This is a genomic window from Gardnerella sp. KA01001 (genome assembly GCF_049244025.1).
Classification (GTDB): domain Bacteria; phylum Actinomycetota; class Actinomycetes; order Actinomycetales; family Bifidobacteriaceae; genus Bifidobacterium; species Bifidobacterium swidsinskii.
In genome coordinates this window covers 835,444-849,060 of record NZ_CP058366.1, presented here as the reverse complement: position 1 = coordinate 849,060, position 13,617 = coordinate 835,444, and the positions used below count along the sequence as shown (strand labels likewise).

The following is a 13,617-nucleotide window of genomic DNA, read 5'->3' as shown; positions in this document are numbered from 1 at the left end:
GTAGTTCATTGGGAATTCGGTTGTGTTTTGCGTGCGCTGCGATTTAGCGCTGTTTAGTGTGCTTGCCGAAGGTGGAATCGTCACTTCGGAACCGAGCAAAGAAGCCGGTTGCCGCACTTACAGCAGATTTAATCATCGAGCCACTTACAACAGGATGCGCGAAGCAGTGCTTAAAGCCAGCTGCAATATCGAGCGCGCCGCCGCCAAAAGCCTTCGCAAACCCAGTCAAAGCAGTGCCAGAGAGCACAGACGCAACCCAACCATGACGACCGAACGCCCCAGCAACCGCAAATATTGAGAACAGTCCAATAGACAAGAACGTGAACATAATAGCCGACTGGCCGCCAGTATGCGGCAAAGGCACTGGCTGAACAAATGTCTCCAAATAGTACGTCGTAGTAAAGAACACTAAAGGCGAAATTGGATTACTAACAGGCACAGCACCATCACCATAGCCAAGTTCTGTCCAAGTGCAACCACCTTCGCTTGACTTCTTAAACATGATTTTATAAGTATTACCCTGTTTTTCGTCAGGCTCAGGTTCAGGATTTTCATCTTCATCATCGCCATCTCTTACAGATCGCAATTTCCTTGCGGATCGCAGTTTCTTTACACGCGATTTCAACGTTGCACTACGCGAGCCAGTATCAGTATCACCACCTGATTTATCGCCACCTTCACCTTCACCAGGTTCATCTCCGCCAGGTTCATCACCACCAGGTTCACCACCAGGTTCCTCACCACCAATAACTTCGCCCGATTGAGAATCTATAGCACTTCTAAACTTTGAAGCGAAACTATTTTTTACAATTCTGTACGCATAATCCTGCGATTTTTCATCCTGTTTCTTCTCTAAATTACTCGAATTATACAGTGCAGGAATATAGTAAGTATAAGTAGTGCCACCCGAATCTCTATTGCAATCACATGTCATATTGTCATTTTTTATATCGCCAGGCTCCATTAGCTTGGCTTTAACAGGAATGTAGTATGCAATATTTTTAAGATCATCATTGTTTGAAATTGTATCTAAAATCGTAACATTATTAGTTACGACTATATTATCGCTGTGACCATTCTCATCGAGGGAGAATATTTCGCCATCAGCAAAATGACTTTTGATAGGATCATCCTCAGGATTATTCTCAAAACCACTAGACTGCAAATTATTCGCAATCAACGTGCCTTTAAAACCACCAAACATACCATCAACAGAAACAGTAGTAGACTCAGAATTAGTAGGTTTTGTAAAGTTCTTATTGCTGAAATCTAATATAAGACTGTCGCCACTTTCTGCTCCTGCATTGGAAAACATCGAACTAAGATTCGTAACTTTTGAAATATCCCACTTGCTTAAATCCGCAGCGCCGGTAAGTTTTTTGCAATCAGAAAACATGCTAGACATATCCGTAACATTGCTAACATTCCACCCTTCTAGACCTTTAAGATTACCCAAGCGAGTACAACCACTGAACATGCTAAACATATTCGTTACACTGCCAACATTCCAGCCGCTCAATGCACTTATATCAGCCAACCCTGTTATTTCTACTACATCACCTTCATGGTTTATATGCTCAAAGTAGCAATTGGAGAACATGCTGCTCATGTCCGTAACACTGCCAACATTCCACTTTTCTAGACCGCTAAGATTACTCAAGTTAGTACAATTGTTAAACATGCTGCTCATGTCCGTAACACTGCCAACATTCCACTTTTCTAGACCGCTAAGATTACTCAAGTTAGTACAATAGCTAAACATGCTGCTCATGTCCGTAACACTGCCAACATTCCAGCTGCTCAAAGGTTGAAGACTAGTTAAACTACCACAATTACTGAACATGTCGCTCATCTTCTCAACACTGCTAACATCCCAATCTTTCAAAGGATCAAGACTAGTAAGACTGCCGCAAGTGTTAAACATGCTGCTCATGTTCTCAACACTGCTAACATCCCAATCTTTCAAAGGATCAAGTTTAGTAAGAAAACTGCAATTAGAGAACATTCTAAACGTGCTAGTTAATGCGCTTGTACTGCTCTTATCTTTTGTATTCCAATTAGCTAAATCTTCGATATTTTTAAGCTTAGAGCAATATACAAACATGTCATCCATTTTTTTAACGTTACTAACATTCCACTCTCCCAAGCCTTCAGTACTTCCAATGTTGCTGCACAGCGCAAACATTGCCCTCATATCTGTAACATTTCTAACATCCCAACCACTCAAAAATCCAAGCGAACTCATACTCTTGCAGTATTCGAACATACCGATCATTGCTGAAACGTTTTCAGTATTCCAGCTTTTCAAACCGTCAAAATCTGTTATCTTGGTGCAACCCTCAAACATTCTGTTCATGTTCTTAACATTGCCAGTCTTCCACTTACTTAAAGATTTAACCGAAGCAATCGCCATCTCACCTGCATACCCGACTACTGGATTCAAAGCATCATGTTGATCTTGGTCCTTAATAACAGACGCGAACATTCCAGACATACTTCTAACATTGCTCACATCCCAATCTTCCAACCCTTTAAGAGATTTCAGACTAGTGCACCCCTCGAACATGCCCTCCATATTCGTAACCTTGTCAACCTTCCAATTAGCCAAACCGCTAATATCTTCTAAACCAGTGCACCCCTCAAACATGCCCTCCATATTCGTAACCTTGCTCACATCCCAACCGCTCAAAAAACTAAAATCAGTTAATGAGGAATCCTTAAATAGATAAGACATGTCTGTAACGTTACTTACATCAAACTTGTCAATGTTACCAATGCTACTAATATTTTTCCCTGAAAAAAGACCCACACCTTTCTTGGACAGACTCCCATACGCATACACTTCTGCACCATAAAAATCAACTGAGCCAGTGCCATCATTATTGAGATTTGAAATTGCTTTTCGAATACTATTAAAATTACTAGATAGCCCATCAGCACTAATAGCACACGCATTTCCAGAACCAGATTTAGGGCGGAATAGAACTGTATCAGGGAAGTTGTCTGGAAGATAATGAACCACGCAAGCAGGAAGCTTTTTAACTTCTTCTAGGCTTAATTTCTCACCATCACCAGTGCTGCGATCTTTGCCCTTAGCTTTGTTAGCGTCTTTGCTATCTTTTTTAGAAGCTTTGTCAGCATTTTTGTCAGATTTACCAGATTTTACAGCATCTTTACTGGCATCTTTGCCAGCACCTTTTCCAGCAATTTTACTGGCATCTTTGCCAGCATTGCTGTTATCTACAGACCCCCCCCCCATTAGATTCATTACCAGCTTCCCCATTAGCTTCCCCATTAGCTGCCCCATCATTTCTCTTACCTTCTTTTTTATCTACCTCTTTAGCCTTATCCCCTTTAACTTCTTTACCAGCTCCACCTTCACCCGACTTATTTTGACCCCTATTATTCTCGGCAGCAGCAGCCAAAACAGCAGCAAACAATGGATTCTTCGTTACGTTGGCATAAGCTATCGCAGGCAACACAGTTACGCTTAAAATCATAGAAACTACGCATGAAACGGCACCAATTGTCGAGAGAATACAATCTCTCCTTCTCTCCTTCATCAATCTTCCTCTCATGTGAGCAAATCCCCTACCGGCGTATAAGCGGTACACAAAAAACAAGTGCGCATCAAAGAAAGTTCACCGGCGAACGCAATCTTTACACATAACTATTCATAGTATACGCCCAAATGCGAAAAATTGGTATAACAACTTACTAATAACAAATTTATACAGCAAATTTTTATAACAAATCGCCGCAACAAACGAAATCGCTATGACGAATATCCGCAACAGCAAATTCGCATTACATTACCGCAGGTTGCGCTTATAAATTTCAGCCATACCTTTGAAAATCAAGTCAGGATCGTAAAAGTCAATCGTTTTCACGTCTTTTTCAAACAATCTACCCAATCCGCCAGTAGCAATTACCTTAAACGGCTCACCAATCTCCGTCTTAAACTGTTCTATTGTGCGCTCAATTCCACCCAAGAAGCTGTAATATAATCCAGCTTGCATTGCGAGTTTAGTAGATTTTGCAAGAACAGACTGCGGTCTAGCTATTTCCACTTCTGGAAGCTGAGCCGTGTTATCCCAAAGTGCCGCAGCTGCAGTACGAATACCTGTGCAAATAAGTCCGCAAGTAATAGCACCACTTTTATCTATATAGTTGTAAGTTGTTGCCGTACCAAAATCAATAACTAGTACAGATCCTCCATATTCACTAAACGCACCAACGCAATCAGCTAAACAATCCGCGCCAAGAGTTCTTGGCTCATCAATACGAATATTCATACCGGTTTTAACACCAGGGCCTACAATCATAGGATCAATATGAAGAAATTTGATAATACTAGCGCGGAATGAATGCATAACTTTCGGCACAACAGAAGCAACGATAACATCTTCAACATCGTTTATTGTAAATCCGCTTAAATGCAAAAATTGCGCAATCATAATGCCATACTCGTCTGATGTATGATTAGACTTTGTTGTCATACGATAAGTGCCAACAATTCGGTTATTTTCCAAAAAACCCAGCACAATATTCGTATTACCAATGTCTACTGCTAATAACATGTGTGCCTACTTCCTATATTGGCATTTACGGATTAATTAAGTTAATCTGCAATCACGTGCGCACGTATTGTATATGTATTTATACTATCCTATTGTATTTATACTACTTTTGCTAATAATCTTACTTTTACGCAAAATTAAGCTGCTTTTACGAAATCACTTAATCGTAATAAGTTACGAAATTATCTAACTACAAATCCTTGATTGTAACCATATTCTTGAAGATCTTTTTCCCACAATAAAAGACCATCTTTTAAAGAAATACGTTTACCAGGATCATCTGGGAGCCACAATTTACTTCCATCATCTTGAGTAACACCAGCATCAATCATGGCTTGCACGTTTAATCTAGCTAAAGATTTAACACTCCAGTCATATGCTCGACCCATAGTTGCTCTAAAATCACTTCGCGAGTACACTTCAAAAGGTAAATACCTGTATCCCGTATCCACGCGATTAGCGGCATCTGCAAATACACGATTAAACTTCTGACCGCCAAAATAAGGTATATCAATGCCTCGTGAATCACGAATAGTAGCTCTATCTAAAAATGACTTATCTCTAAGCGTAACAACATCTGCAGGAAACGCTCCACCATTGACACGAGTACGAATTCCATGCATATCATGGCATACAAAATTCACAAATCGCATTGCTGCTTCAGGCTTACGACTCGATTTAAGCACAGATAACGAAGAACCGCCCATTTCTGCATTACGCTTTTCTCCGTGCATAGTTGGCACATTCGTCACCTTCCACAATCCTGCAGTTCCAGGCACATTTTCCAGAAGCAAAGACGGCATCCAGGCTCCTGAGAAAACAGAAGCAATCTTGCCAGCTCCAACACCGTTCTTCCAACGTTGACTCCAAGTTGTAGTTCTAATGTCAATCAAGCCTTCATCAATCATTGATTGCCAGAACTTTGTGAACTCTTCAGTACCCTTATCTTTACTCAATCTAACAGTAACTGTTTTCCCATCATGAGAAGTCATAAACGGGTGTCCACCTGCAAGCCAAATCATAGCGTTATAAAAACTTGCGTCACCTGAGTCTGCTGCAATATACACACCGATATCTTTAAGCTTACGAGCAGCATGACGGTAATCTTCCCAAGTGTGTATTTTTGTGGCATCTACACCAGCCTGCTTAAATACGTCATCATTATAAAACCAAGCCATTGGGCCAGAATCCATTGGTAAACCGTAAACACGTCCACCAAGTTGCACAGAAGACCATGTTCCAGGAGTATAGAAAGTGCGAGTATTTTTCACACGATCAGTAATATCTAAAAGCTGTCCACTTACCGCATATTGCGGAAGAGCAAAATATTCTAATTGAACAACATCTGGCATACCATAGCCATCTTGAATAGCGCTATTAAGATTGCTATATCCGCTAGTATCCTTTACAGTTACGTGAACATCCGGATTATGTAGTTCAAATTCTTCAGCAAGTCGTTTCATGCTTGGTTCCCAAGACCAAACACTAATTTGAGTTCTAGAATCTTTAGTTCCGCATCCGCAAGAAAATAGCAAAGAAAAAACACAAAGTATCGAAAAAAGCAAGCGTCCAAAATGATTGCGTTGTTGCAAAATTCTTGCAAATGCAGACATAAGATTTGCCATCCGTTACTTTGTGTTACTCAACGTTGTTATGCGCTTACTCAACAGTTACAGACTTTGCAAGATTACGAGGCTTATCAACATCATAACCTTTTAACTTTGCCATATCCATTGCAAATAATTGCAATGCAACTACATCTACAAGAGGACTTAGCAAAGTTGCACATTTAGGACGCCAGAACACAATATCTGCATAGCGAGAAGCATCTGGATCACCCTCTTCTGCAACAGCTATAGTGAAAGCTCCGCGCGCTTTAACTTCTTCAATTCCAGAAATAACTTTCGCATGAAGCACATCACGACCGCGAGAAGATGGCACAATCACAACTACCGGCTCACCTTCATCTACAAGCGCAATAGGACCGTGCTTAAGCTCACCTGCAGCAAAACCTTCAGTAAAGGTATACGCAATTTCTTTAAGCTTCAACGCACCTTCTAGCGCAACAGGATAGCCAACATGTCGACCTAAGAAAAGGAAAGATTTAGCTTCCAGAGTATGCTCAGCAGCTTTCATAATTGATTCAGATTGTGCATCAAGTACATGCTGAATTTTATCCGGCATCTCTTTTAATTGCGCAACGATTTGCTGAATTTCGTCGCGATACATAGTGCCTTTTACTTGCGCCAAAAACAGACCAAGCATATAGGCTGCAACTATTTGCGCAACAAAAGCTTTAGTAGATGCAACTGCTATTTCGGGACCTGCATGCGTGTAAAGAACTGCATCAGATTCGCGCGGAATGCTAGAACCTTGCGTATTGCAAATTGCAAGAACCCTACTTCCCTGCTCGCGCGCGTGACGCAAAGCCATAAGAGTGTCCATTGTTTCGCCAGACTGCGATATTGCAACCACCAATGTTCGATGCGTCAAAATAGGGTCACGGTAGCGAAACTCGTGCGCAAGCTCCACCTCAACCGGCACGCGCACCCAGTGCTCAATAGCATATTTTGCAACCAAACCTGCGTAACTTGCCGTTCCGCAAGCAACAACAATAATTTTGTCAATTGCGCGCAACACGTCTTGGCTAATATGAACTTCGTCAAGAACAATATTTCCCTGAGCGTCAAAACGCCCGCGCAAAGTGTCTGCAACAGCGTGCGGATCTTCATGAATTTCCTTATCCATAAAGGAATCCCAGCCGCCTTTTTCTACAGCAGACGCATCCCAGTCAACTGTAAAACAAGTAGGATTTTCAACAATATTATTGTCAAAATCAGTTAGAAGCAAAGATGCTTTGCCACTGCCATCTACATCTCCAATGCACACCGCTTGATCTTGACCAACTTCCAAGACTCGATCCGTATAAGCAACAAAAGCTGCAACGTCAGAGCCAAGGAAATATTCACCGTCTCCAAGACCTACAACCAACGGCGAATCGTGACGAACGGCAGCCACAATACCTGGCTGACGAACGTCAACAGCAAGTAATGTGAAAGCTCCTTTTAACATTTTTGCAGTACGACGAAGAGCTGTGAATAAATCCGGCTTACCAGTTTCGTTTACAATATCATTCGCAATTTTGCCAAGTAATTTTGCAGCAACTTCAGTATCTGTTTGAGAAGAAAATTCGTATCCTTCTTCGTGAAGTTGCTCTTTTAATACAACAGCATTTTCAATAATGCCATTATGAATAAGCGCGATTTTGCCATCTGCACTAGTATGAGGATGCGCATTAATGTCACAAGGAGCACCATTAGTAGCCCAACGAGTATGACCAATAGCTGCACTCGCTTCAGGCATAGGATTTGCATCAATATCGTTGCGAAGAACAGATAAACGACCAGCTTTCTTTCGCACAGTCGCACATTTCATCCCAGGAGCAACTAAAGCTACGCCCGAAGAGTCATATCCGCGATATTCTAGACGCTCTAACCCACCTAAACAAACTTCTAAAGGTTTTGCACAAACTTTTCCAAAACCTGCGTATCCTACAATGCCACACATAATCTTCTATTGTACGTTATGCGAGCGAGTGCACGCCAGAGAAGCACACAAAAACTACGCAAAACTACATAAATAAGATGTGTTTCTTACGTAAATTACAATACGTGATTTAGGAAATCTTTAAAACGATCAGTTTGCGGACTAGTAATAATATCTGCACTACCCTGCTCAACTATGACACCGCCATCCATAAACACAACCTGATCTGCAACCTCACGCGCAAAACCAATTTCGTGAGTTACTACAATCATAGTCATGCCATCTTTAGCAAGATTTCGCATAACGGTTAACACTTCACCTACAAGCTCTGGATCTAGCGCAGATGTTGGCTCGTCAAATAGCATAATTTCCGGTTTCATAGCAAGAGCGCGAGCAATTGCAACGCGTTGCTGCTGACCGCCTGAAAGTTCTGCAGGATAATGGTTCATACGCTCATCCATGCCGACTCGCTTTAGTTCTTCAATAGCTAAATCGCGCGCTTCTTGAGCTTTCATATGCATAACATGAATAGGAGCTTCCATAACGTTTTCTAAAGCCGTCATATGAGGGAATAAATTAAAACGCTGGAATACCATGCCAAGCTTCGCACGCTGTTGAGCAATTTCTTTGTCGTTAAGAGCCTGCAGACATTTCTCACCTTTATGCATTACTTGCTTTACACCGATGCGCTCGCCATAAATACTTATACTTCCTGCAGTCAAAGTTTCTAGTTGATTAATTAAACGCAATAATGTCGATTTTCCTGAACCGGACGGACCCAAAATAACTGTTACACTACCTGGGTTCACTGTCATATTAATACCGTTAAGTACATGCAATTGACCGAAAGATTTTTGCACATCGTTAATAGCAACCGCAGGAAGATTAGATTTTGCTTCTACCATTTATTCACATCCAATTTGTTTATTTCATGCAAAATTTAAAATTTACAAAGAAAAATATTAAAATTTAAGCTATTATGCGATTATTTAAGCATTAAATCCGAGCATAGCAGCATCATTTCGTCCTTTAACATTTTTCCGTTTAGCATCTAATGATTGATCGCCGCGCTGATCAGAATCAGTATTAAGTTGAGCATGCTTTACAATATCTCTTGCTTCAAAACCTTTAGCAAAATGCTTCTCGAGCATGTATTGCAAAACCATCAAAATGGAAGTAATAATCAAATACCAAATACTCGCAACAAGAAGAAGCGGAATTGGTTTATAGATACGGTTAGCAATAGCATTTGTAGCAAATTGCAATTCAAGAGTAAACGGAACTGCAAGAACTAACGAAGTTGTTTTTAGCATACCAATTGTTTCGTTACCAAGCGGAGGAACAATAATACGCATTGCTTGAGGAAGAATTACACGCCTCATAGTTAAAGCTCTACCCATTCCAAGAGCCTTAGCAGCTTCAACTTGTCCACTATCAACGGCTTCCAATCCTGCTCGAACGATTTCCGACAAATAAGCGGATTCATTCAAAGACAAACCAACTACAGCAGCAGTAAGAGAAGTCATAATTACATTAGAATCAATAGACCAAAATTCTACAGAAGTAAAAGGAATGCCAATACTAATTCTCGGCACAAGCACTGCAAACATGCCCCAAAATACAAGCTGCGTATAAACAGGAGTACCACGGAAAAACCAAATAAAGAACCAACTTACGCCACGAAGCACAGGATTAACTGACTTGCGCATCATCGCTAAGCCTACCGCAAACACGATTGAAATTACCATAGCAATTAGCGTAAGAAGTAACGTCCAGCCAATACCAGAAAGCACGTTATCGCTTATTAAATATATTCCGACTACTTGCCATTCAAAACGAGGGTTAGTAATAATACTGTAAAGAAGCGAACATGCTATTACAGCTACAATGACTCCGGCAATAATAGGTCCTGGCTTTTTTACTGGCAAAATACGTTCAGAGTTAGTTACTCCGGACTTGCTCTTAGCAGAGTTACCAATTAAAGAATTCAAAATATGCTCCAATAAGTACGTTTATACAAAAACAGCAAAGTAAAGAAACAATCTGAGCCGAGAATTCAATCACGACTCAGATTAACAATATCATTTTAGATAATTATTCAATTATTTGATAGCTAAAGTTTCATAGCTAAAGTTTTATAGTTTTGGATTAACTACAGACTTTTCAATAGCAACATCTTCAACGCCCCACTTCTTCAAGATATCCTTGTAGACGCCGGATTTCATAAGCTTATCAATGCCAGCTTTTACAGCCTTCAGCATCGCTGCATCACCCTTTTTAACAGCCGCTCCCATTGGTTCAGAATCCTTGCTGTTTTCCAAAATTTCAAGCTTTCCAGGATTCTTAATTGAAGCGTAACCTGCAACAGGAGTATCTGCATACATAACATCAGCGCGACCGGAAAGAAGTGCGGTAGTTGCGTCAGTTTGCTCCTTGAAGCTCATGATTTCAAGAGGCTTATTTCCTTTAGCTGCGCACTGTTTCTTTGCTTCTTCCATAATAGGTTCGCCAACAGTTCCAGTTTCCAAAGTTACTTTCTTGCCACAAAGGTTCTTTGGATCTACTTTAGTAGGATTTCCCTTACGCACTTCAAAAGACAAACCTGCGTTTGCATAAGTAATAAAGTCTACAGACTTCATACGTTCAGCATTTACTGTAAAACCAGAAATACCGACATTATATTTGCTTCCTATTGCTGGAATAATTGAGTCAAACTGAGCATGCATAATTTTTGCTTTTAAGCCCATGACCTTTGCAAGAGCCTTCGAAAAATCAATTTCGTAACCTACAGGAGTTTTACCGTCTGCAGCAAAGAATTCTGCAGGGGCATAACTTACGTTTACACCAACAGTTAACTCTCCTGTTTTTGCAACTGGTGCTGGTACCAAGGCTGCAACAGCATCATCTTTTTGCACATGACTTACATCATAGCTACGAGCAACATCAGGGTCTGCTTCTTTAGAATCAGCAGGTCCACATGCAGCAATACTGCCAATCATTACTAAAGATGCAACAATAGCAACAGGCTTCATAGATTTAAACATAGTTCTTCTCCTCATGTATGTACTAAGAATCTATAATTTGCATTAATGTGTATAACTATACACGATAACCCTACAAATTCAACAGCCTTTTATACGATTATTGAATATACAAAGATACTCATGCGGTACATCTGCACAATAATTATGCTTTTCATAAACAAAAACTGCATATTATTCGCAATAATGTATAATATGTGCGTGTCGCATTGCCTCACTTTTTATCACGTGCGAAGCAAGCAAGTGTTTCACAAACGCATAAAAAAGAAGCGTCAACTCTTAATCAATACTACGAGAACGCAGATTACGGTAACGCATTTCACGCAAAGCCTCTCGCTTATCTTGCTCCTCACGCAAAGCCTGACGCTTATCAAATTCCTTTTTACCGCGCGCTAAAGCAATTTCTACTTTTACGTAGCTTCCCTTAAAATACAAACGCAAAGGCACAACAGTGTAGCCTTTCGCCTCAGTTTGCCTAGAAAGCTTAGCAATCTCAGCAGCGTGAAGCAGAAGCTTACGCTTGCGCTTAGGAGCATGATTATTCCATGTGCCGTTTAAATATTCAGGAATATTTGCTCCTTCAAGCCACATTTCACCACGACGATCAATATTCACAAATGATTCAGCTAAAGAAGCACGCCCTTCGCGAAGTGACTTAACTTCAGTACCAGTAAGAGCAAGACCTGCTTCATAACAATCTTCAATTACATAATCATGATGCGCTTTACGGTTTTGTGCCACAGTAACAGTGCCATCTTGCGCAGGCTTATTTGCCATAATTCCCCTCCAGTACACATCACACACAAAAGAAACTTGCCATAAGATACTACTATCTTATGGCAAGAACAATAAGTCGTAAACTTACAAAGTTTTCAATTTCAACAAATTGAAAACTTTGAAGTGCTTATATTTAATAATGCACATACTCGTAATCGCCTGGATTATAAATAGTTTCATAAGCAGGGAATGTCGAAAAACCAGTTCCACCTTCAGAAATAAGAACTGATCCATCAGCATTCACACGTTCCACAACCGCAACATGTCCATATTGCCAATCAGCATTCCAGTTGCCGACGCGTTGACCGCGAGCAAACACCATAACAGCACCAACATGTGGAATTCTATTAACTAAATATCCAAACCTACGACCAGTATTCGCCCACTCAGCACCATTACCCATGTAGGAGCCAACTGGCAGACCAAGTTGCGAACGACGCAAATAAGCCCATAACGTGCATTGACGAGCAGGATAAGCAGAACCACCAACAGTGTTTCCAGTATTATGCCCGTAGCAGAACTTAGAACCTTCTGCGCAATTTCCAGGAACAGTATAATTCATACCATTAGCAGCACCATTAGAAAGTTGCATCGGAGGAAGGTAAACATTCTTTCCAGAGCTTCCATTCAATTGCTGGCGATTACCAGCATTCGGATCAGCTTTAGCGAATGACTTATTAGCAAGAGCACGCGCTTGAGCATCGATGGCCGATTTCATTGCTATAATTTCTGCAGCCTCACGCGCAGACTGAGAAGTCAAACTACTCTTTTGACCTTCCAGCTGCTTACGAATCTCTTCACCATGATCTCGCAAACTTTGCAAGGACTTTTTGCGATCATTGGCGGCTTTCGCAGCGATTTGAGCACTTTGCGCTTGAACATCCGCCTGCTGCTTTAACTTGGTTATTTCTGCTTCAATAGCAGCCAAACGCTGACGACGATTCATAGAAGTATTCAACTTAATAGCAGCATCATTAGCAGCATTTGCTTCACTTCTAGCAACAGCAGCCTCGGATTGTAACTTTCCAACAAACTGTTCTGTAGTAGTTGATTTAGTCACAATATCCATAACATTAGATGCCTGAGAACCATGGAAACTCTTACGAGCAAGCTGTGCTACAGCAGCCTTAGCATCATCAAAATCTTCACCAGTTTTTTTAATTTTCTCTTCCAAATCACGCTTATCTTTTTGTGCAGACTCTAGACGCTGCTGCGTTGATTCTACAAGACTGCGCGCCTGAGAAGCTTGCTCTTCTGCTTGTTGAGCAGCTCGTATTTGATTTGGAATTTTATGCTCATTTAAATCATTCAATTCAATGATCTTATTTGCAAGTTGTTTACTTACACCAGCAAGTTGGTGCTTCAAATTCTCGTTTCGTTGTATTTTGCGCCTATATTCCTTCATGTTGACAGCACTTGCTGTAGACGCATTAAATAATGCACCAGCAACACCAGCAAACATCATTGAAATAGCAACTATTAAACTCACTACAGTGTGAGTGCGTCGAATTGCATACATGCTATGTCGATCTTCGCTCATATCACTTCCCTTTCAACATCACTATTGCGAATTATACCGTAATGCAAGGAATCACGCGAGTTTCTACTTCAAATCTTCTAAAATATTACTTTCACAATGCTCATGCGAAAATAACGCAAATAATTACGCACCT

At 40.8% G+C, this 13,617-nt stretch carries 10 protein-coding genes; all 10 read right to left on the bottom strand.

The window, feature by feature from the left end; translation table 11 throughout:
* Nucleotides 1-43 precede the first annotated feature (43 nt).
* Nucleotides 44-3,283 carry a BspA family leucine-rich repeat surface protein gene (locus HXT59_RS03425; protein WP_421784110.1) on the bottom strand — a complete coding sequence of 1,080 codons (3,240 nt, stop codon included), beginning with the start codon at nucleotides 3,281-3,283 and terminating at the stop codon, nucleotides 44-46.
* On the bottom strand, nucleotides 3,237-3,563 hold the full coding sequence (locus HXT59_RS03420) for a hypothetical protein (RefSeq protein WP_421784108.1): 327 nt from the start codon (nucleotides 3,561-3,563) through the stop codon (nucleotides 3,237-3,239). The genes HXT59_RS03425 and HXT59_RS03420 overlap by 47 nt, the downstream gene beginning before the upstream one ends.
* 249 nt (nucleotides 3,564-3,812) lie before the next feature.
* Nucleotides 3,813-4,580, bottom strand: a complete 768-nt coding sequence (locus HXT59_RS03415) for a type III pantothenate kinase (RefSeq protein ID WP_004108421.1) — start codon at nucleotides 4,578-4,580, stop codon at nucleotides 3,813-3,815.
* A 182-nt stretch (nucleotides 4,581-4,762) separates the two neighbouring features.
* The gene (locus HXT59_RS03410) at nucleotides 4,763-6,193 is read right to left on the bottom strand and encodes an ABC transporter substrate-binding protein (protein ID WP_033888514.1); all 1,431 of its coding nucleotides are present in this window, start codon (nucleotides 6,191-6,193) and stop codon (nucleotides 4,763-4,765) included.
* Nucleotides 6,194-6,239: 46 nt separating this feature from the next.
* Nucleotides 6,240-8,147, bottom strand: coding sequence for a glutamine--fructose-6-phosphate transaminase (isomerizing) (gene glmS / locus HXT59_RS03405; RefSeq protein WP_064621499.1), 1,908 nt, complete (start codon nucleotides 8,145-8,147; stop codon nucleotides 6,240-6,242).
* A 95-nt stretch (nucleotides 8,148-8,242) separates the two neighbouring features.
* Nucleotides 8,243-9,031, bottom strand: a complete 789-nt coding sequence (locus HXT59_RS03400) for an ATP-binding cassette domain-containing protein (RefSeq protein WP_174182535.1) — start codon at nucleotides 9,029-9,031, stop codon at nucleotides 8,243-8,245.
* A gap of 84 nt (nucleotides 9,032-9,115) precedes the next feature.
* Complete coding sequence (locus tag HXT59_RS03395; protein ID WP_102155694.1) at nucleotides 9,116-10,117, bottom strand: amino acid ABC transporter permease; 1,002 nt, start codon at nucleotides 10,115-10,117, stop codon at nucleotides 9,116-9,118.
* Between the two features lie 144 nt (nucleotides 10,118-10,261).
* Nucleotides 10,262-11,170 (bottom strand): ABC transporter substrate-binding protein, encoded by a 909-nt coding sequence (locus tag HXT59_RS03390; protein ID WP_004108432.1) that lies wholly within the window; start codon nucleotides 11,168-11,170, stop codon nucleotides 10,262-10,264.
* 276 nt (nucleotides 11,171-11,446) lie between these two features.
* A complete protein-coding gene (gene smpB, locus HXT59_RS03385; protein WP_004107461.1) occupies nucleotides 11,447-11,944 on the bottom strand; it encodes an SsrA-binding protein SmpB in 498 nt (165 codons plus the stop codon).
* A 133-nt stretch (nucleotides 11,945-12,077) separates the two neighbouring features.
* Nucleotides 12,078-13,484, bottom strand: a complete 1,407-nt coding sequence (locus tag HXT59_RS03380) for a CHAP domain-containing protein (RefSeq protein ID WP_012914380.1) — start codon at nucleotides 13,482-13,484, stop codon at nucleotides 12,078-12,080.
* Nucleotides 13,485-13,617: the final 133 nt, after the last annotated feature.